The organism is Floridaenema evergladense BLCC-F167 (genome assembly GCF_041929205.2).
GTDB lineage: Bacteria > Cyanobacteriota > Cyanobacteriia > Cyanobacteriales > Aerosakkonemataceae > Floridanema > Floridanema evergladense.
In genome coordinates, this window is the sequence record NZ_CM171625.1 from 2,901,854 (window position 1) to 2,926,405 (window position 24,552).

The following is a 24,552-nucleotide window of genomic DNA, read 5'->3' on the forward strand; positions in this document are numbered from 1 at the left end:
TCAGGCGAATTGCCCGTTGTTAGTTGTTAATTTTGCTTGCTGGATGCAAGTATTTAACTTTTGGGCTAACACCTGAACATGAGGGAAATGCAACATCGTCGTATGATTGCCAGGGACAAAATGAACATCCACAGGTGTTCCAGAAATAGCACTCCAACCAAAGGTGGAATCCTGAAAAACCTCACGGAAAAACTCATTTTCTTCGACTTTAATCTCACTAGAGCGAAACAGAGTAATACGGACAGGATAAACCTGTTGTTGTGGGGAATACTTAGCTTTATGGTCAGCCATGAAAGATTGCAACAGATGCAACAAATAAGTGGAATCAGCATCAGGAGGTAGGATATCAAACTTTTTCACGTACTCCAGAACATATTGAATTTGTGCGTCTGGAGCCAAAGATATAAGCTTCTCGACATCCAATTCCAAATCAGATGCAAAAGTAGCTTTCATTGCACCAACTAAATCAATCAACCATTGAGTATCATCCCAATCATCTGAAGTTTTGCCAAAGCCTGGTGGTGTTGTATCAAGAATAGCCAACAGAGCAACTTCTTCTCCCCGATCGAGCAACTGCTGTGCCATTTCATAAGCTACTTTACCACCAAAAGAATGCCCAGCTAAAAAATATGGGCCTTGGGGTTGTACTGTCTGCATTGCTTGAATGTAGTTAGCAGCTACCTCCTCAATATGGGTAACAGGTGATATTTCCTGCTGGTAATAATTTTTTTGGAAAGTGTAGAAAGGTTGGTCTTTTGGGAGACAACGAGCCAAGTTATACAAGTATAACGAATAGCCCCCCGATCCGGGAACACAGAACAAAGGTAGATGCTCACCCATTGGCTGAATTGCCAGCAAAGGAGAATCACTCCTAGTATCGGCATCTTTTTGCACTACAGTTGCTAACTGTTCGATCGTCGGATTTTGCAAGAGAGTAGCTAAAGGGATATCGTTATTAAACGCCTGCTTAATTTGCGCCATTAAATAAGGAATTAACAGGGAATGACCACCAAGGTCAAAAAAGTTATCTTTTACCCCCACAAGGTCAAGTTTGAGAGTTGTTGACCAGATTTGTGCGAGTTTCAGTTCTACGGGGTTCCGGGGTAAAACAATTGTATCCGAACTACTGCGATCGGAAGGTTCGGGTAAGGCACGACGATCGACTTTGCCACTGGGAGTTAAAGGCAAAGTCTCCAATAATACATAAGCACTCGGCACCATATAATCTGGTAACTTCGCTTTCAGGTATTGCCGCAGTTCACTGCTTGTCGGTGTTGCTGACGGTTGCGATGTGATGTATGCAACTAGGCGTTTATCTCCGGGTGTGTCTTCGCGAACGATCGCCGCAGCCGCTTGGACTTGGGGATGTTGCCCCAAAATTACCTCAATTTCGCCCAATTCAATGCGGAAACCTCGGATTTTCACTTGATTGTCGATCCTTCCCAGGTATTCGATGTTCCCATCCGGTAAGTAACGGGCTAAGTCTCCGGTTTTGTAAAGTCTTGGGGGTTGGGGGGTAGGTGTTAGGGGTTGGGGAAATTCTTCTTCCCTACACCCTAACACCTGACCCCTATCCCCGAAGGGATTGGTGATGAATTTTTCACTGGTTAATTCTGGTCGGTTTAGGTAGCCTCTGGCTAGGGAAACACCGCCAATGTGCAATTCTCCTGGGACTCCGATCGGTACTGGCTTACGATATCGATCGAGAATGTAAATTTGAGTGTTGGCTATGGGGCGACCGATCGGGGGCAGTAACGACCAACTTTCTCCTGTCTGATTTACGGTAAAACTGGTAACTACATGACTTTCCGAAGGCCCATAGTGATTGTACAAAGTGCAGTTACTTAGCTGATTCAACCAATCAGTAATTGCTGGTGTCATCTGTAACTGTTCCCCTGCGGTAATAATTTCCCTCAGACACACAGTTGATTGGCTTTCCATAGCTACCTCAGCTAACTGTTGTAAGCCAACAAAAGGTAGAAACAGTCTTTCTACTGCTTGTTCAGAGAGTAAATCCAATAAAGCTTTTGGCTCTCGACGCAATTGCTCGCTAATCAACAATAATGTCCCACCACTACACCAAGTAGAGAACATTTCTTGACATGAGACATCAAAGCTAATTGGCGCAAATTGTAGGGTTTTTCCTCCTTGAGCCATTGTCGAATTTTGCACTTGCCAAAGCATCAGATTCACCAAAGGTAGGTGATTCATGGCGATGCCTTTGGGTTTTCCTGTGGAACCAGAGGTATAAATTACATAAGCTAAGTTTTCCGGTTGAACATCACAAATCAGATTATCCCGACTGCACTCTTGAATCATTGCCCAGTCAGTATCCAAGCGAGTTAAGTGTGTGGGATGTGTAGGTAGAGACGTTGTATACAACGTCTCTACAAATTTTTGTTGTGTCAGCAACACAGGAACTTGTGAGTCTGACAACATCAAGCTTAAACGCTCAACTGGATACTCTGGATCTAGGGGAACATAAGCGCCACCAGCTTTGAGAATTCCCAACACTCCCACAAGCATTTCGATCGAACGTTCCACACATAAGCCTACGGGCACATCTGCACTCACACCTAATGAACGCAAATAATTTGCTAACTGATTGGCTTTGGCATTCAATTGGGAGTAAGTTAGTTGTTGATTCTCAAATACTACTGCTACTGCATCGGGTGTTTTCTCTACCTGTTGTTCAAATAATTGATGCAGACATTGATTAAGCGGATAGTCTACTTGAGTATTGTTCCATTCGGTTAATAGTTGATGTTGTTCAGCCGGAGTTAACATTGGTAGTTGAGCAATTGGCGTTTGGGGATTGGCGACAATGGCTTCTAGCAGGGTGACAAAATGACCCAACATCCGGCTGATTGCACTATCATCAAACCGATCGCCATCGTAGTACACCTTCAGCAATAACTGTTCTCCGGGTCCGACTAAAATTGTCAAAGGATAATTTGTTTGTTCGATCGTTCGGAAATTAGAAAACGAAAAACTATAATTTTCTTCTAGGCTCTCACTATCCACCGGATAATTCTCGAACACCAGAATACTCTCAAACAAAGCCGTCCCTCTCTTAACATCACTCCATCCCTGAATTTCCACCAATGAACTATAGGAAAACTGCTCCGACTCCACCAATTGAACTTGCAAATCCTTTAACAAACCCAGCAATTCCTTTGACTCGGAGAACTGAACACGCATCGGTAAAGTGTTGATAAACAATCCTACCATCGACTCTACCCCAGCTAACGCCGCTGGACGACCAGAAACAGTTGCACCAAACACCACATCCGTTTCTTGAGAATAGCGAGATAGCAACAAAGCCCAAGTTGTCTGCACCAAATTATTGAGTGTCAATTGATTTTCTCGGACAAAAGATACTGCCTTTTCTGTTGTTGAAACACTTAACCCAATTTGTTTTTCCTTGTAACTGCGTGAGCCTTTTTCCCGGTTTGTTATCGGTTTATCTACCATCAAAGGTGTAGGAGCACTAAAACCTTGCAATTTTTTGCGCCAAAATTCTTCTGCTAGCTGTTGTTCTTGTTGTTGTAGCCAAGCAATATAATGACGGTAGTTCAGTGCGGGTTGAGCTTCGATTCTTTGACCCTGGATAATTGCTTGATAACAATTCAATAGGTCTTGAAATACTAATGGTAAAGACCAGCCATCCATTAATATATGATGAAAACTCCAGACAAATTCATAAGTATTCTCTGAACATTGAATCAGATAGAGACGCAGCAATGGTGCTATGCCAAAATCGAAACCCTGTTGCCGTTTTGAATCAAGAAACAATTGTAATTGCTGTTGCTGCTCTTGTGCAGATAATTCCCGCCAATCTAATCTTTCGACTTTCACTTCTATTTGTCGATACAACACTTGCACTGGTTGTTCTAAAGATTCCCAAACAAATGCTGTGCGGAAAATTGAATGATGCGCTACTAGTTGTTGCCAAGCTTGCTCAAATGCCGACACATTTAAGTTTCCGGTTAAAGTGGAAGTCATCTGTTCCACATATACACCAGAATCAGGAGCATACAAACTTTCAAATAGCATCCCCTGTTGCATTGGTGATAAGGGATAAATATCCTCAATATTTTGCCAATTAGTTAATGGAAGACTGGCTAATACCCGATCTAATTCTGGTTGTGTGAGTTTGATTAAGGGGAAATCACTGGGAGTGTAGCCACCATTTTCTGGTGATAAACAATGAGCGATTAATTCTCGTAAAGTAACTACAAATTCTTGGGCAATTTTCTCGATCGTACTCGAAGAATACACATTGCTGCTGTATATCCAATGTATATGTAGCTGTTCTTCTGCGATCGCAGCGTTAACATCGAGTAAACCCGATCGTTGACCTTGTAAACTCAGGCTGTTTCCAGTTGACTCAGTTGCCAATTGAAACAAAGAAGATTGATTCAGTGCTTGACCAAACTGACCTAAATAATTGAAGTTAATTTCTGCTTCTTTTATTTTCTGAACTTGGCTGGTAATTTCCGGGTCATCACAAAGATAACGCAATAAGCCGTAGCCAATTCCTTTATGAGGAATCTTGCGTAATTGTTCTTTGACTGATTTTAAAATTGTCCCTAAATTATCAATTTCTTCCAGTTCCACCAGTACCGGAAAAAGGGTGGTAAACCAACCAACAGTCCGGGATAAATCTACTCCCTCAATAATATCTTCCCGTCCGTGTCCTTCTAAGTTGAACAGCACTGAATTTGAATTAGTCCAGCGACTTAAAACCAGCACTAAAGCTGTTAATAAGACATCATTAATTTGGGTTTTATAAGCTTTTGGTACTTCTTGTAACAAAGCTTGAGTTTCCGCTTCATTTAAGCTGACACTGATATTGCTAGCCGAGGCAACTGTGTTCTCTCCAGCAGGATAATCTACTGGTAGGGATGAAACATTTGAGTCAGATTTGGATAGCCAATAAGCTAATTCTGATTTGAGAATTTCCGTTCGCGTCAGCGTGCCGTAGGCGTATCGAGCATATTCTTTAAGATGTTGTGCCCAATCTTGGAAAGAGGTGGTTTTTGGCGGTAACTGAATTGCTTGATTCTGACTTAGTTGTTGATAAGCTGTTAGTAAATCTTCTAACAAGATCCGCCAAGATACTCCATCTACTACCAAATGATGAATTACTATTAGTAATCTTCCTAGTTGATTTTCTCCTAATTTAAAATAGGCAATTTGCACCAGATTAGATGCCAAATTCAAACTTGCTTGTAAACTGTTGGCGGTGTTTTCAATAGTCGCTGAAATTTCACTTTCTGGGAGACTTGATAAATCGAAATAGGAGTAAGCAATCTTTTCATTTGGAGTAGCGTGAATCTGTTCCCAACCGGATTCTGATTGAGTAAAGCGTAAACGCAAAGCATCGTGATGTTTAAGTAAATGCCCCCAGATTGGTGATAATAATTCCGGCTGAAAGTGGGATGGTGTTGTGAATAGAAATGATTGATTAAAGTGGTGTGGTTCTACCCATTTTAGCTCAAAAAATCGCTGTTGAATTGGCGTTAGGTGTACTTTACCAGTAACTAATTCTTGGGCAATTTGAATTACTTTTGTAGTCCCAGCAACAGCAGCTAATTCGGCAATAGTTTGATGGGCAAATAATTGGTTAACAGTGAGTTGTAGTCCAGCTTGCCTTGCTTTAGTGACGATTTGAATGCTGAGGATAGAATCGCCACCTAGTTCAAAGAAGTTATCATGAATGCCGATCGGATCTACCTTCAAAACTTCTTGCCAAATAGTTGCCAGAATTTCTTCAACTGCGGTGACGGGTGCGACTAAATTTGCTTCTATTCCCGATCGAGATTCCGGGATAGGTAAAGCGCGATAATCTACTTTGCCATTTGGTGTTAAGGGCAGATTCTCTAATACCACAAAGCTAGAGGGAATCATGAAATCAGGCAGGAGTTTCTTGAGATTAGATCTCAGCGATGGCACTAGATTATCGAGTTGATTGTTATTTTCCCCCTGTTCATAATTAGCAAATAATCGTTGATAGAAAGGTGTTTGCCGGAAATTATTTTTATAGTGATAGGAAACATATTCAAAATCAATCTTTTCCCCATTCTTTTTCAGCAAACTACCCTTAATCGCATAATCTGGATTGAGATTATTGTCGCAAAGTGTCCGAGAACAATTTGCTTGAATGATATCACCTTGTTCTACTTCAATTGCTGGCTCAAATGCTGGGAAATAAATCGGAAGCCAGCAATGTTCGTGTTCTAAAATATCTATTTCTTCTCCAGCAATTGTATGCAGATTCAACCAGACTAAAAAGCCATCCATTCGCCCATTTTTTTGGATTTTCAATTTAATTTCATGGGTGAAGTCCGGGCTAACATATTCATTGAAGTTCAAATCTTCTAAAATATCCACTGTGGATAGAAGATTTGACTTGGGAAAATTCTTAATACATACCCTTAAATCAAAGGGATATCCAACTTGTTTAAAGATTTCTTTGGCGTAATGTGCCCCAATTTCAGCAAACTGAGGATTATGTAATATTTCATCTGGAAGCGTGACAGCTGCCATTTTAGTAACGCTTCTTTCAGGAATCATCAAACCATCAGGCTTGAGTAATCTTCTGGAATTATTAATAATTACTGTAGCACCTTCAGAGCCACCGATCGATCCCACAATTTCTGAAACGCAAACATCAGCAAGTTCAGGGAGATTAACTACAGTTGCATCTCCATGAATCACTATAATTTTATCTGCTAAACCTAACTTTTCAATACAAGTTCTGGCTTTGTGGCAGGTTTCTTCATTTAGTTCAATTGCATAAATTTTCTTGGCACCTCCTGCAACACAAAATCTCGCTAAGATAGCATCTTTACCTGTGCCGATTTCCACAACTATTTTATCTTTGACCAATCGATCGATCGCCACCTGATAACTATGATTGCGTCGATGGTCATTAGTCATCGCATAATAAAGTAAATCATCATAAACATAAAATTCAGCTACAGATGGCAATAGTTCTGCTTTATCTGTTAATGAATCTTCTAGTTTGTTTGATGATTCAAAATTTTTCTGTTGTGGTACAACGTAAGCTACCAAACGTTTTTTGTTTGGTTCATCGTTCGACTGAGCGCTCACGCCGAAGTCTTCCCGTGCAACAACAACCGCTGTTTGGACTTCAGGTAGTTGGGACAAAGCTGCTTCAACTTCGCCTAATTCAATTCGGAAACCGCGAATTTTTACTTGATTGTCTATGCGTCCCAAGTATTCAAGGTTGCCATCGGGTAAATAGCGAGCTAAGTCTCCTGTTTTGTAAATTCGCTCAACTTTACCGTACAATTCTACTTCGATAAACTTTTCACCCGTTAAGTCGGGACGATTCAAATAACCCCTAGCTAAACCTACCCCAGCAATGCACAATTCTCCGGGGATTCCTACAGGTAATAGTTGATTGTGGGCATCTAAAATATAGATGCGAAGATTGGATAAGGGTTTACCGATGGGGGGTTTTTTGTTGTTGGGTTGAATTGGTGCGATCGCAGCTGTTACCGTAGATTCTGTAGGCCCATAGCAATTATAAAACTGCCTTCCTACCCCCCAAAAGTTAGCTAAATGAGCCGGACAAGCTTCACCACCAACAGTTAAACATTGCAAATGGGGTAAGGTTGCTTGCGGTAAAACAGACAAAGCCGAAGGAGATAAAAAGCAGTGGGTAATTTGGTTTTCGGCTAAGAAGTCAACCAACATTTGACTAGGTAACAAAGTTTCTTTATCAGTCAGATATAAACTAGCACCACTGATTAAACTTGTGGCTATTTCTCCTACAGATAAATCAAAACTAAACGAGCCAAACTGAAGCAAACGGTTCTCACTGTGTACTTGAAAAGTTTTTGCCCAACTTAAAGAAAGATTGACAATAGCACGATGCTCGATCGTCACACCTTTAGGCGTACCAGTGGAACCAGAAGTGTAAATTACGTAAGCTAAATCAGCCGGAGTACTTAGGGGACTGGGATTATCTTTTAATTCTGAACTAAAAGTTGCTTGGTCTAAGCAAATAATTTGTGGAGATGGTTCTAAATTAATGTTGCTTAATTTGTCGGATAGGAAAGATTGGGTAAGCAGCACTGATACCTGAGAATCTTCAAGTATAAAGCTTAAACGTTCTTTAGGATAATCTGGATCGAGGGGTAAGTATGCACCACCCGCTTTGAGAATACCAAGTATTCCCACCACCATTTCTAAAGAACGTCGCACACAAATTCCGATAAGCACATCTGCGCCTACACCTAAAGAGCGTAAATAATGTGCTAACTGATTCGCTTTTTCATTCAATTCCCGATATGTTAGTTGTTGATTTTCAAACACTACAGCTACTGCATCGGGTGTCTTCTCCACTTGTTGTTCAAATAACTGATGCAGACACTTATCAACCGGATAATCAACTTGAGTATTATTCCATTCAATTAACTGACCTTGTTCTGCTGCCGTTAAAATTGGTAGTTGAGAAATTGGGATTTGGGGATTGGCGACAATACCTTCGAGTAAAGAGAGAAGGTGATTTGTCATTCGTTCGATCGTACAGCCATCAAACAAATCAGAATTGTACTCCCATATTCCCACCAGTCCTTCAGATGTGCTAGCCATTGCCAAACTCAAATCAAATTTAGCGATCGGATTTTCTAGCTCTATGGGACTCAGCGTTAATCCACCCAGTTCTAACTTAGACATGGGAGCATTCTGGAGCGCAAACATCACTTGGAACAGTGGTGAATAGCTGAGATTACGTTCCGGTTGCAATGCCTCCACCAACATCTCAAACGGCAAATCCTGATAAGTATACGCCTCCATTGCCGTTTCTCGAACCCGACTCAGTAACTCCCTAAAGCTGGGATTACCTGATAAATCAGTCCGCATCACTAATGTATTGACAAAAAAACCAATCAAGCTTTGAATTTCACTATGATTGCGATTAGCAATGGCTGTCCCCACCAAAATATCCAACTGTCCTGTATAGCGGTACAGTAAAGTATTAAAAGCCGCCAAAAGCATCATGAACAAAGTCGCTCCTGTCTCCTGACTAAGTTGGGTCAATTTTCGTGACAATTCAGGAGAAAGTGCAAACTGTTGATTTCCGCCAACGAAAGTTTGTACTGGTGGTCTGGGACGGTCTGTAGGTAATTCTAATAAAGCAGGTGCGTCTTTTAGTTTTTCTTGCCAGTAATTCAATTGGCGTTGTAATACTTCCCCTTGCAACCATTCTCGCTGCCAGATAGCAAAATCGGCATATTGAATTGGTAGTGGGTTCAAAGGCGATCGCTCACCTTGAGTGTAAGCATTGTATAGTGCCGATAGTTCCTGAACAAACACACCCATTGACCAGCCATCAGAAACAATGTGGTGCATACAAACCAACAAAATATGTTCTGTTTCGGACAGCACTAGTAACGTTGCTCTGATTAATGACTCACTTGTGAGGTCAAAAGGTTGCAACCCTTGTTGTTGCAATAATTGTCGTGAAATTATCTCTTGTTCTTGTGTGGATAAATGCGTTAAATCCTCAATTGAGACATTCCAGGTTGTTTCTGTATGGATAATTTGGGTTGGTTGTCCATCAACAACAGCGAAATTTGTGCGTAAAACCTCGTGACGCTGAATAATTTCAGTCAAGCTTTTTTCCAGCGCCACGCGATCGAGTTTTCCCTCCAGACGTAATGCTGCTGGGATATTGTATAAAGCACTGTTCGGCTCAAATTGGTCTAAAAACCATAAACGTTGTTGAGCATAAGATAGGGGTAATTCTTCAGTCATCATTGTCTTTTCCTTGGTAAAATGCGTGGGGTCGTTTGATCTGAGTTTTGTTGGGGTAAATTGGCTATTGTTTGCGCTAATTCAGCTAATGTCGCAGCATTAAACAAGTCGCGCAAAGGAAGTTCGACCTTAAAGCGATCGCGAATACATAAAACCAATTGAGTTGCTAATAAAGAATGTCCCCCTAATTCAAAGAAGTTATCATGAATGCCTACTCGCTCTACTTTCAGGAGTTCTATCCAAATTTGAGCCAGCATTTCTTCAACAGGCGTGCGAGGTGCTACATACTTGTCTGATGGTTCGCTCTTTACATTTGGCGTGGGTAAAGCCCGACGGTCTACTTTGCCATTAGATGTTAGGGGTAAAGATTCCAAAACTACAAAAGTATTCGGCACCATGTAAGCTGGTAATTGGTTGGCGACGAATTGACGTAGTTCCTCCGATTGAATCGATGCTTCACCTTTGGGCACTACGTAAGCCACCAAACGTTTATCCCCAGGCGTTTCCTCTCGCACCACTACCACGCTTTCCCACACAGTCGGATGTTTCACCAGTAAACTCTCAATTTCGCCCAATTCAATACGGAAACCGCGAATTTTGACTTGATTGTCAATCCGTCCCAAGTACTCTAACTCGCCAGATGGTAAATAACGAGCTAAGTCTCCGGTTTTATAGAGTAGGGGCGGTAGAGACGTTGTATACAACGTCTCTACCGCTTCGTTTTTTGAGTTGTCAAAGGGATTGGCGATAAACTTTTCGCTCGTTAAATCGGGTCGATTCAAATAGCCGCGTGTTACTCCCGCACCACCAACATACATCTCACCGGGAACTCCTATTGGTACTGGCTGTAAATGTTGGTCTAACACATACACCTGCAAGTCGGGAATCGGACGACCAATTACACTTGCTGTACCATTGACATCAGCGATAGTTAATGGACGATAGGTGACGTGAACAGTAGTTTCTGTAATCCCATACATATTCACTAATTGGGGTTGTCGATCGCCATGACGCTCAAACCAAGGTTGCAAACTCTTCGGTTCTAAGGCTTCTCCACCGAATATTACCAAGCGTAACTTCAGATCTCCCACAGTAGCTAGGGACTCTTCGGCTTGAATTAACTGGCGAAATGCCGAAGGTGTTTGATTGAGAACTGTGACTTTCTCTTCTACTAATAACTTATAGAAGGATTCGGGTTCGCGTGTCACTAAATAAGGCACAACTACTAGTTTTCCACCATAAAGCAATGCTCCCCAAATTTCCCACACAGAAAAGTCGAAGGCGTAAGAGTGGAATAATGTCCAGACATCTTGCTCATTGAAATGATAGCGATCGTTAGTTGCAGCAAACAAACGCACTACATTCGAGTGGTTAACTAAAACGCCTTTGGGTTGACCTGTAGAACCAGAGGTGTAGATGATATAAGCCAGGTTATCAGATGTTGCAGTCTTTTCCGGGTTGGCGTTGCTATGCTCTGCAATGGTTTCCCAGTCCCGATCCAAACAAACTATTTGCGCTTGATGTTGAGGTAAAGACGTTGTATACAATGTCTTTACGAATTTCTGTTGAGTCAGCAACACCGACACTTGAGAGTCTGACAACATAAAGCGTAAACGTTCTGTCGGATAATCTGGGTCGAGGGGAACATAAGCGCCACCCGCCTTGAGAATTCCAAGTATTCCCACAATCATTTCCAAGGAACGTTCGACACAAATCCCCACTAAGACATCTGCACCTACGCCGAAAGAGCGCAAATAATGGGCTAGTTGGTTGGATCGATCGTTCAATTCCCGATAAGTCAGTTGTTGATTTTCCAACACTATTGCTATGGCATTTGGTGTTTTCTCTACCTGTTCTTCAAACAACTGATGCAGAGATTGATCAACTGAGTAATCAGTTTGAGTATCATTCCACTCCACTAATAACTGCTGTTGTTCCGATGGAGTTAACATCGGCAAATGGGAAATTGGTGTCGTTTCGGGATTGGCGACAATGGCTTGTAGCAGATTGACAAAATGACCCAACATCCGGCTGATTGAGCCATCATCAAAACGGTTCTTATCATAGCTCGCCTTCAGAAACAATTGTTCCCCTAGACCTACTACAACTGTTAAAGGATAATTTGTTTGTTCGATCGCCCGGAAATTAGAGAAGGAAAAGTTACTATTGTCTTCTAAAAGATCGCTATCAATTGGATAATTCTCAAACACCACAATGGTATCGAACAGAGAAGTACCTCTAGGTACATCACTAAATCCTTGAATCTCCACCAAAGAACTGTAAGCAAATTGTTCCGATTCCACCAGTTGCGCCTGTAAATCCTTTAACAGTCCCAAAAGTTTAGTATTTTCATTGAATCGAACACGCATCGGTAAAGTATTAATAAATAACCCTACCATCGACTCAACTCCATTAATAACAGGCGGACGACCAGAAACACTCGCACCAAACACTACATCAGACTCTTGAGAATAGCGAGATAGCAACAAAGCCCAAGTCGCTTGCACCAAATTAGAAAGGGTTAATTGATGTTCTCGGACAAAAGAATTAGCCTTTGTTGTTGCTGATAAACTTAACTCAATATGTTGTTCCCCATAACTAGCCAAGCCATTTTCCCGATGCGATAAAGGTTTATCAATCATCAAAGGAGTTGGCGCACTAAAGCTGGCAAGTTTTTCTCGCCAAAAAGCTTCAGATTGAGCCACATCTTGTTGTTGTAGCCAAGCAATATACTGTCGGTAGTTGAGTGAGGGTTGACGCTCTAAAGATTTGCCCGTCAGAATAACTTCATAGAAATCCCAGAGGTCTTTCAACACCAAAGGTAAAGACCAACCATCCAGCAATATATGATGAAAACTCCAAACAAATTGGTAAGTATTCTCCTGGGTTTGAATTAGATATAAACGCATTAATGGCGCTGGCAAAAATGAGAAACCGAGCTGGCGATCTGATTCAAGAAATATCTCTAATTGCTGTTGTTGCTCATTGGCAGATAAATTGCGCCAATCATAAGTGGCGACATTAATATTAACTTGTCGCCAGACAACTTGCAGAGGTTGGTGTAAAGATTCCCAAAGGAAAGCTGTACGGAAAATTGAATGCTGGGCTACTATTTGTTGCCAAGCTTGCTCAAACGCCGACACATTTAAATTTCCGGTAATCGAGAAAGTTATCTGCTGAAAATATACTCCGGTTTCGGGAGCATAGAAACTTTCAAATAACATTCCCTGTTGCATTGGCGATAAGGGATAAATATCCTCAATATTTTGCCAATTAGTTGTCTGTTGTCCTGCTTCTTTTGCCCAAGTTGCTAAAACGCGATCGAGTTCTATTTGACTTAGTTTGGCTAACGGGAAATCACTGGGAGTATAACCACCATTTTCTGGTGATAAACAATGACTAATTAGCTCTCTAAGCAAAGCAATAAATTCTTGGGCAATCTGTTCAACTGTACTAGAGTTATGCACATTGCTACTGTATATCCAATCTATATGTAGCCGTTCTTCTGTAATAATGGCGTTTATATCCAGCAGATGAGAACGTACATTTTGCCAACTCGAGTAGTTTCCACTCGATTCATTCGCTAATTGCAGCAGAGAAGATCGATCAAACAACTGACTAAATTGACCTAAATAATTGAAGCTAATTTCTGCTTCTTTTAGGTTTTTAATTTGGCTTTGGATGTCTCGACTAGATAAATAACGCAAGATTCCATAGCCAATTCCTTTGTTGGGAATCTTGCGTAATTGTTCTTTGACTGATTTTAAAACCCTACCTAGATTCTCACTTTCTTCCAGTTCCACTACTACTGGGAAAATGCTGGTAAACCAACCAACTGTTCGGGATAAATCTACTTCCTCAATAATATCTTCCCTTCCATGTCCTTCTAAGTTGAATAACACAGAATTTGAGTTAGTCCAGCGACTTAAAACTAGAACTAAAGCTGTTAATAAGACATCATTAATCTGGGTAGAGTAAGCTTTCGGAACATCTTGTAAGAGTGAGCGAGTTTCAACTTCATTTAACGATACAGATATGTTCTGAGCTGAAGCAATTGTGTTTTCTCCTTGGGGATAGTCTACTGGAATAGGAGAAACAGAGGTATAAGATTCGCGCAACCAATAAGATAATTCCGATTTTAAAACCTCCGATTGAGCATAGTTGGTTAACTGTTGCGCCCAATTTTGAAAAGAGGTGGTTTTCGGTGGTAATTGAATTGGTTGACCCTGACTTAGTTGTTGGTAAGCTGTCTGCAAGTCTTCTAACAATATCCGCCAAGAAACTCCATCGACTACTAAATGGTGAATTACTATTAGTAATCTTCCCGGTCGATCTTCTCCCCCTTTGAAATAGGCGACTTGGACGAGATTTTCTGCCAAATTTAAACTCGCTTGTAAGGAGTTGGCAGTGTTTTCAATGGTAGCGGCAATCTCGCTTTCTGGGAGACTTGATAAGTCGAAACAGGATATGGCAATGTTATCATTTGGCGTAGCGTGAATCTGTTCGCAACCTGATTCTGTTTGGGTAAAACGTAAGCGCAACGCATCATGATGGAGCAGTAATTGCTGCCAGATTGGTTTTAATAATTCCGGCTGGAAATTGGATGGTGTTGTGAGTAAAAATGATTGATTAAAGTGGTGCGGTTCAACCCAGTTTTGCTCCAAAAACCACTGTTGAATTGGTGTTAATTCTACTTGACCTGTGACTAATCCTTGAGAAATTTCAATGGCTTTAGTAACACTTGCGACTGCGGCTAATTCGGCAATTGTCTGATTGGTAAATAGTTGTTTGACACTAAAGTCTAATCCCGCTTGCCTTGCTTTAGTGATGATTTGAATGCTTAAGATGGAATCGCCTCCGAGTTCAAAGAAGTTATCGTGAATGCCGATTTCCTCTACTCCCAGGACTTGTTTCCAAATTTGCAAAAGTGTTTCTTCTTCTGAGGTGCGGGGGGCTACTAGGTTGACTTCGATTCCTGAGCGAGATTCTGGTTTAGGTAAAGCCCGTCGGTCAATTTTCCCGTTTGGTGTGAGTGGTAATACTTCGAGAATTACGAAGACACTGGGCACCATGTATTCTGGGAGTTTGGCTTTCAAGTATTGCCGTAGTTCGTTGGTTGCAGGTGTTGCTTGGGCTGGCGCTACGATGTATGCTACTAGGCGTTTATCTCCGGGTGTGTCTTCCCGGACGAGCGCCACCGCAGTTTGGACTTGAGGATGTTGACTAAGGATAGCTTCGATTTCGCCCAATTCGATGCGAAAACCTCGGATTTTCACTTGATTGTCTATCCTTCCCAGGTATTCGATGTTGCCATCAGGTAAATAACGAGCTAAATCCCCAGTTTTATAGAGGCGAGAATTTGGGTCATTGCTCAAGGGATTGGCAATGAACTTCTCATTAGTTAATTCTGGTCGGTTCAGGTAGCCTCGTGTTAATCCAGCACCGCCGATGTGTAATTCTCCTGGTACACCTACTGGGACAGGTTGTAGATATTGGTCAAGGATGTAGATTAGGGTGTTGGCTATGGGACGACCAATAGGAGGTGATGCAGCATTGTTTTCCCCATTGGTTACTACCACCCCAGAAGTTGTCACTACCGTATTTTCTGTTGGCCCATAATTATTCACCACTGAAAACGGCACCAACCGTGACGGATAATTGTGCAGTTGATCCCCACCAATTAACATGGTTCGCAAATCTACACTTTCAGGCCATTCCAGACTCAATAACTTCTCTGCCAACGGTGTGGGCAGAAAACTGATACTAATTTTTTGGCTAATCAGCCAGTCTCGCAAATCGATCGGGTTGTGCAGAGTCTCCGCTTTCACCAAGTAAATACTAGCTCCCTTCGTCAGGTAAGGCCACAGTTCCCAGACAGCAGCATCAAATGCGGTTCCTGCTAATTGCGTGGCTTTATCTAATGACGTGATTTTAAAAGCACTTTGATGCCAGAACACTAGATTGAGCAGCGACTGATGAGTAACTAGTACTCCTTTCGGCTGACCTGTAGAGCCAGATGTATAGATTACATATGCCAAATTAGTTGCTTGTACTTGGGCTATGGGATTATCCTGACTCCACTGTTGAATTAATTGCCAGTCACTATCCAAACAGAATAAGTTTCCTTGATACTCAAGCGTCCTTTCTCTGGTTCGCTCATTTGTCAGTAGCACTCCTACTTGAGAGTCTTCTAACATAAAGCGCAATCGTTCAGTAGGATACTCGCTGTCAAGGGGTACATAAGCTCCACCCGCTTTGAGAATACCCAATAATCCGACTACCATTTCTATTGAGCGTTCTAGACAAATCCCCACTAGCACATCTGCACCCACACCTAATGAACGTAAATAATGTGCTAATTGATTGGCGCGATTATTCAATTGTGAATAAGTTAATTGTTGATTTTCAAAGACTATTGCTACCGCATCAGGTGTCTTTTCTACCTGTTCTTCAAATAATTGATGCAGACATTTATCAACTGGATAATCAGTTTGAGTATTATTCCATTCCACCAATAACTGCTGTTGTTCGGCTGTGGTTAAGATTGGTAATTGAGAGATTTGTTTTTGGGGATTTTCAACAATCGCTTCAAGTAAAGTCTGAAAATGACCTGTCATGCGCTCGATGGTACTACCATCAAACAAATCTGTATTGTATTCCCACCATCCCACTAGTCCAGTAGAAGTGTTTTCCATTGATAGCGTTAAATCGAATTTAGCGATCGCATTTTCTAGTTCTACTGGAGTTAGCCTTAATCCATCTAACTCGACGGAAGACAACGGCGCATTCTGGAGGACAAACATCACCTGGAACAGAGGTGTATAGCTAAGATTGCGTTCTGGTTGCAAAGCCTCTACCAACATCTCAAATGGTAAATCCTGATGAGTGTATGCTCCTAACGACACCTCCCGCACTTGATTGAGCAGTTGAGCAAAACTGGGATTGGCTGATAAATCTGTCCGCAACACTAAAGTATTGACAAAAAAGCCAATTAACCCTTCGATTTCACTCTGGTTCCGGTTGGCAATGGGTGAACCTACCACAATATCTGTTTGTCCACTGTAGCGGTAGAGTAAGGTATTAAACGCTGCCAACAATGTCATAAACAGAGTTACTCCCTCCTCTTGACTCAGGAGTGTTAATTTTTGGGTTAGTTCCTCTGACAGGGCAAATTGTTGATGTGCGCCTTGATAAGTTTGTTTTGCTTTTCTGGGTCGATCGGTCGGGAGTGATAATAAAGCTGGTGCATCAGCCAGTGATGCAAGCCAGTAACTTAATTGGGTTTGCAGAACTTCACCTTGCAACCAATTTCTTTGCCAGATGGCAAAATCAGTGTATTGAATTGGCAGTGGGCTTAATGGTGATGGCAGACCTTGAGCATAAGCATTGTATAGTGCCGTTAGTTCTGCCACAAATAGACCGATCGACCAACCATCAGACACAATATGGTGCATACATATCAGCAAGATATGTTCGGTTTCTGACAGCGTGACTAATGTAGCTCTGAGTAATGAGTCACTTGCTAAATTAAATGGTTGAATCGCTTGTTGTTGTACTAATTGTTGTGCAGCAATTTCCGATTCGCTTTCTGATAAATGTTTCCCATCAACGATCGATAAAGTCCAATTCGACAGGGTGTGAATGATTTGACTCGGTTGCCCATCAACGGTAATAAAATTGGTGCGTAATGCTTCGTGACGCTGCACAATTTCTTTGAAGCTTTGTTCTAAAGCAGTTACGGAAAGAGTTCCCGACAAACGCAAAGCCGCTGGGATGTTGTATAAAGCGCTATTGGGTTCAAATTGGTCGATAAACCATAACCTTTTCTGGGCAAAGGACAGAGGTAAATCGTTATCGTTGTCTCGTTTAACAATTGGTGGCGCAATCAGTTGTAAATTTTGTTGTTGTAACTGTTGAATAATTGGTGCTAACTCTGCAACTGTGGGTGCGCCAAACAGACTTCGCAAAGGCAGTTCTACTTGCAAGTGACTACGAATGCGAGAAATCAGTTGAGTGGCAAGTAATGAATGTCCCCCTAATTCAAAGAAGTTATCATAAATGCCAACAGTATTTAATTTGAGGATTTGTGCCCACTCTTGAGCGAGAATTTCTTCTATTGGGGTACGGGGTGCTTGATATTTATCTTTTTGTTCAGTCTGTAAGTCTGGCGTGGGTAGAGAACGACGATCGACTTTACCATTTGGTGTTAAGGGCAAGGTTTCGAGAATCACAAAAGCATTCGGTACCATGTATTCTGGTAACTTTGCTTTCAAGTATTGTCGCAGTTCATCAATTGTTAGTGTCGCCCCAGTTTCAGTGGTAAGGTAAGCAACTAGGCGTTTATCTCCGGGATTATCCTCACGCGCTATCACAACAGCGGCTTGGACTTCAGGATATTGGCTTAAAACTGCTTCAATTTCGCCCAATTCAATGCGGAAACCCCGAATTTTTACTTGATTGTCAATTCTTCCTAAATATTCAATGTTGCCATCTGGCAAGTAACGGGCTAAGTCTCCCGTTTTGTAAAGTCTTGGGGGTTGGGGAAATTCTTCTTCCCTACACCCTAACACCTGACCCCTATCCCCGAAGGGATTGGTGATGAACTTTTCTGTGGTTAATTCTGCACGGTTCAGGTAGCCTCTTGCTAATCCTACACCGCCAATGTGCAATTCTCCTGGGACTCCTACTGGTACTGGTTGCAGATATTGATCGAGAATGTAAATTTGGGTATTGGCAATTGGTTTTCCGATCGGCACTGTGTCCAGTTGCGTTTGCTCCACACATTCCCAGTATGTCACATCGATCGCTGCCTCTGTCGGCCCATACAGGTTGTGTAACTCACATCCCAAACGAGCAAAGAATTTGGTTTGCAAGTCCACATTCAACGCTTCCCCACTACAAATCACGCGCCGCAAACTCTCACATAATGCCAAGTTTGGACTCTCCAAAAATACTTGTAGCATTGAAGGGACAAAATGCAAGGTAGTCACTTGCTGTTGAGAGATCAGATTCACCAAATACTCAGAATCACGATGTCCCCCTGGTTTAGCGACCACTAAACGACTACCATTAAGCAGAGTCCAGAAGAATTCCCACACCGAGACATCAAAGCTAAAGGGTGTTTTCTGCAACACCACATCATCTGTTGTCAATTGGTAAGCTTCTTGCATCCACAACAGACGATTGCAAATTCCCTTGTGAGTATTCATCGCACCTTTGGGTTGACCTGTGGAACCAGAGGTATAAATGATATAAGCCAAGTTTTCTGGTTGCACGTTCAAGGGTAGATTTTCCTGACTGAACTGAGAAATTGCTTGCCAGTCGGTATCGAGACAAAAGATTTGGGAGTTATGTTCGGGTAGAGAGTTCAGTAATTTCTGTTGTGTCAGCAGCACTTCTACAGATGAGTCAGCGAGCATAAAGCGTAAACGATCTGTTGGATATTCTGGATCGAGTGGAACGTAAGCGCCACCTGCTTTGAGAATCCCCAGTAGTCCGATTACCATTTCTAAAGAACGTTCTACACAAATCCCTACAGGTGTATCTGCACCTACACCTAATGAGCGCAAATAATTTGCTAATTGATTGGCGCGATCGTTCAATTCCCGATAAGTTAGTTGTTGATTTTCCAACACTATTGCTATGGCATTTGGTGTTTTCTCTACCTGTTCTTCAAACAACTGATGCAGAGATTGATCGATCGGAAAATCAGTTTGAGTATTGTTCCATTCGGTTAATATCTGCTGCTGTTCCGCTGCGGTTAACATCGGCAAATGGGAAATTGGCGTTTCGGGATTGGCGACAATTGCTTCTAGCAGAGTGACAAAATGACCCAACATTCGGCTGATTGTGTCATTATCAAAACGGTTCGTATCATAGCTCACCTTCAGAAACAATTGTTCGCTAGGACCTACTAGAATCGTTAAAGGATAATTCGTATGTTCGATCGCTCGGAAATTAGAGAACGAAAAGTTACTATTGTCTTCTAAAAGATCGCTATCAATTGGATAATTCTCAAACACCACAATGCTATCGAACAGATAAGTACCTCTAGGTACATTACTAAATCCCTGAATCTCCATCAAGGAACTATAAGAAAATTGTTCCGATTCTACAAGCTGCACTTGTAAATCCTTTAACAGTCCCAAAAGTTTAGTATTTTCATTGAATCGAACCCGCATCGGTAAAGTATTAATAAATAACCCTACCATCGACTCAACTCCATTAATAACAGGCGGACGACCAGAAACAGTCGCACCAAACACTACATCAGACTCTTGAGAATAGCGATACAGCAACAAAGCCCAAGTCGCTTGTACCAAATTAGAAAGGGTTAATTGATGTTCTCGGACAAAAGAATTAGCCTTTGTTGTTGCTGATAAACTTAACTCAATATGTTGTTCCCCATAACTAGCCAAGCCATTTTCCCGATGCGATAAAGGTTTATCAACCATCAAAGGAGTTGGCGCACTAAAACTGGCAAGTTTTTCTCGCCAAAAAGCTTCAGATTGAGCCACATCTTGTTGTTGTAGCCAAGCAATATACTGTCGGTAGTTGAGTGAGGGTTGACGATCGAAAGATTTGTCCGTCAAAATAACTTCATAGAAATCCCAGAGGTCTTTCAATACCAAAGGTAAAGACCAACCATCTAGCAATATATGATGAAAACTCCAAACAAATTGGTAAGTATTCTCCTGGGTTTGAATTAGATATAAACGCATTAATGGCGCTGGCGAAAATGAGAAACCGAGCTGGCGATCTGATTCAAGAAATATCTCTAATTGCTGTTGCTGCTCCACCGCAGATAAATTGCGCCAATCATAATTGGTGATATTAACATTAACTTGTCGAAAGACAACTTGCACTGGTTGCTCTAAAGACTCCCAGACAAAGGCGGTGCGGAAAATTGAATGCTGGGCTACTATTTGTTGCCAAGCTTGCTCAAACGCTGACACATTTAAATTTCCGGTAATCGAGAAAGTAATTTGCTCAAAATATACTCCTGATTCGGGAGCATACAAACTTTCAAATAACATCCCCTGTTGCATTGGGGATAAGGGGTAAATATCCTCAATATTTTGCCAATTAGTTGTCTTTTGTTCTGCTGCGATCGCTGAATTTGCTAAAACGCGATCGATCTCTATTTGACTCAGTTTGGCTAACGGGAAATCACTGGGAGTATAACCACCATTTTCTGGTGATAAACAATGACTAATTAGCTCTCTAAGCAAAGCAATAAATTCTTGGGCAATCTGCTCAATCGTACTTGGCTGATGAACATGAGTGCTGTATATCCAATCTATGTGCAACTGTTCGTTAGTAATTATGGCGTTAATATCGAGTAAATTAGAGCGTTGACCTTGTAAACTTTGGCTATTTCCACTCGACTCATTTGCCAATTGAAGCAGCGAAGTTTGATTGATAACTTGGCTAAATTGACCTAGATAATTAAAGCTAATTTCTGCTGTTTCTTTAGTTTGAAGCTGGTTTTGGATATCTCGATCGCCAGATAAATAACGCAAGAGTCCGTAGCCAATTCCTTTATTAGGAATCGCCCGTAATTGTTCTTTTACTGATTTTAAAGCTTCTCCCAGATTATCTGTTGTTTCCAGGAAGATCGCCACTGGGAAAATTGTAGTAAACCAACCCACAGTTCGGGATAAATCTACCCCCTCAATAATATCTTCCCGTCCATGACCTTCTAAGTTGAATAACACCGTTTGGGAATTTGTCCATTTGCTTAAAACCAAGACTAAAGCTGTCAATAAGACATCATTAATTTGCGTTTTATATGCTTTGGGGACATCTTGTAAGAGCGAGCGAGTTTCGGTTTCATTTAACGACACAGAGATATAGTTAGCTGAAGCAACTGTGTTTTCTCCTCCGGGATAGTCTACAGGAATGCGGGAAACAGAGGTGTAATCGGACAACCAATAAGATAATTCGGATTTTAAAACTTCCGTTCGCGTCAGCGTGCCGTAGGCGTATCGAGCGTATTCTTGCAAATGTTTTGCCCAATCTTGGAAGGAAGTAGTTTTTGGTGGTAGTTGAATCGGTTGACCTTGACTTAATTGCTGGTAAGCTGTCTGCAAGTCTTCTAATAAAATTCGCCAAGAAACTCCATCGACTACTAAATGGTGAATTACTATTAGTAATCTTCCTTCTTTGTTTTCTCCCCCTTTGAAATAGGCAACTCGAACGAGATTTTCTGCTAAATTTAAACTCGCTTGTAAGGAGTTGGCAGTGTTTTCAATGGTAAGGGCAATTTCATTTTCTGGGAGACTTGATAAATCCAAACAGGATATGGCAATGTTATCATTTGGCGTAGCGTGAATCTGTTCCCAACCTGATTCTGTTTGGGTAAAACGTAAGCGCAACGCATCATGATGGAGCAGTAATTGCTGCCAGATTGGTTTTAATAATTCCGGCTGGAAATTGGATGGTGTTGTGAGTAAAAATGATTGATTAAAGTGGTGTGGTTCAATCCAGTTTTGCTGCAAAAACCACTGTTGAATTGGTGTTAATTCTACTTGACCTGTGACTAATCCTTGAGAAATTTCAATGGCTTTAGTAACACTTGCGACTGTGGCTAATTCGGCGATCGTTTGATTGGTAAATAGTTGTTTGACACTTAGTTCTAATCCTGCTTGCCTTGCTCTGGTGATGATTTGAATACTCAAAATCGAATCGCCACCGAGTTGAAAGAAGTTGTCGTGGATGCCGATTTGTTCTACTCCCAAGACTTGTTGCCAAATAGTTGCCAGTGTTTCTTCTGTTGGGGTGCGAGGCGCAACTAGGTTGACTTCGATTCCTGTGCGAGATTCTGGTTTGGGTAAAGCCCGTCGGTCAATTTTCCCGTTTGGTGTAAGTGGTAGCGCTTCTAAAATTACAAAAGCACTCGGCACCATGTATTCTGGGAGTTTGGCTTTCAGATATTGCCTTAGTTCGTTGGTTGCAGGTATGGCTTGGGCTGGCGCTACGATGTATGCTACTAAGCGTTTATCTCCGGGTGTGTCTTCGCGGACGATCGCAACTGCGCCTTGGACTTGAGGATGTTGACCAAGGATAGCTTCGATTTCGCCCAATTCAATGCGGAAACCGCGAATTTTCACTTGATTGTCAATCCGTCCCAAGTATTCGATATTACCATCAGGCAAGTAACGAGCTAAGTCTCCAGTTTTGTAGAGTCGGGCATTTGGTTCATTGCTAAAGGGATGGAGGATGAATTTTTCATTAGTTAATTCTGGTCGATTCAGGTAGCCTCTGGCTAGTCCTGCTCCTCCGATGTGTAATTCTCCTGGTACACCTACTGGGACAGGTTGTAGATATTGGTCAAGGATGTAGATTAGGGTGTTGGCTATGGGACGACCAATTGCTACAGTTGTTGCACTTAGGGGTAAATCTTCTACCAAGTACCATGAGGAAAAGGTAGTATTTTCCGTTGGCCCATAGACATGAAGCAGTTGTTGAGGTGTACCTTTGTCCAGCACCTCTCGTACCCAGAACGGATCTACCGCTTCTCCTCCAAATAGTAGGCATCGTAACCCGCTAAATGCTTGTGGTACTTCTCTGGCTAACTGATTGAACAGGGCTGTGGTTAAAAATAAGATACCGATCTGATTTTCTCTCAGACTAATTGCTAATTCTGGCGGAGACAGCAAGACTGATTTAGTAATAATGACTAACTTGGCTCCGTTGAGCAATGCTCCCCAAATTTCAAAGGTTGCAGCATCAAAAGCAATATTCGATGCTTGAGCAATTCGGTCATCAGCTGTTATCTGGATATAATTGGTATTTTTGACTAGCCGATTCACCGCCTGATGAGTAACTACGACTCCCTTGGGAGTTCCTGTAGAACCAGAGGTATAAATCACATAAGCTAGGTTTTCTGCACTGACTCTACTGTGGAGATTCTCTTGACTTGCTTGGTTCATGGTTTGCCAATCGCTATCCAAGCAGACGATAAGGGCTTCATGTTTGGGAAGAGAATTTACTAAGTTCTCTTGGGTCAAAAGAACTTTTACCCCAGTATCATTAAGCATAAAGCTTAAGCGGTCTTGGGGATAGGTTGGGTCGAGGGGGACATAAGCCCCACCTGCTTTGAGAATACCAAGTATTCCCACGATCATCTCCAGGGAACGTTCCACACAAATCCCCACTAGCACATCTGCACCCACACCTAATGAGCGCAAATAATGTGCTAACTGATTCGCTCTCTGGTTCAATTCCCGATATGTCAATTGTTGATTCTCAAACACTACTGCTACTGCATCTGGTGTTTTTTCTACCTGTTCTTCAAACAACTGATGCAGACATTTATCAGCCGGATAATCAGTTTGAGTATTGTTCCACTCAGTTAACAGTTGATGTTGTTCAACTGTGGTTAACATTGGTATTTGGGAAATTGGTGTTTCGGGATGGGCGACAATTGCTTCAAGCAAGGTGAGAAAATGACCCGTCATCCGCTCAATAGTACTGCCATCAAACAAGTCGGTGTTGTACTCCCACCAGCCCATCAGTCCATCTGGAGTACTTTCCATTGAGAGAGTTAAATCAAATTTGGCGATCGGCATTTCCAATTCTTGAGGACTCAGAGTTAGCCCAGATAACTCTAATTGGGATATTGGTGCATTCTGAAGCACAAACATCACTTGAAACAACGGACTATAACTCAAATCTCGTGATGGTGCAACAGCTTCTACTAACATTTCAAAGGGCAAATCTTGATGAGCGTAAGCCCCTAACGACACCTCTCGCACT

At 41.8% G+C, this 24,552-nt stretch carries 2 protein-coding genes (1 of these 2 running past the window's edge); both read right to left on the reverse strand.

The features are described from left to right. On the reverse strand, nt 1-9,795 hold the full coding sequence (locus tag ACE1CA_RS14295; RefSeq protein WP_486517872.1) for an amino acid adenylation domain-containing protein: 9,795 nt from the start codon (nt 9,793-9,795) through the stop codon (nt 1-3). Further along, nucleotides 9,792-24,552 carry the 3' portion of a non-ribosomal peptide synthase/polyketide synthase gene (locus ACE1CA_RS14300; protein WP_486517874.1) on the reverse strand. The gene runs 10,502 nt beyond the window's last position, so the window shows 14,761 of its 25,263 coding nt (coding positions 10,503-25,263); the start codon falls outside the window, past its right edge — the gene reads right to left on this strand; its stop codon occupies nt 9,792-9,794. Before ACE1CA_RS14300 ends, ACE1CA_RS14295 begins: the two co-directional genes overlap by 4 nt.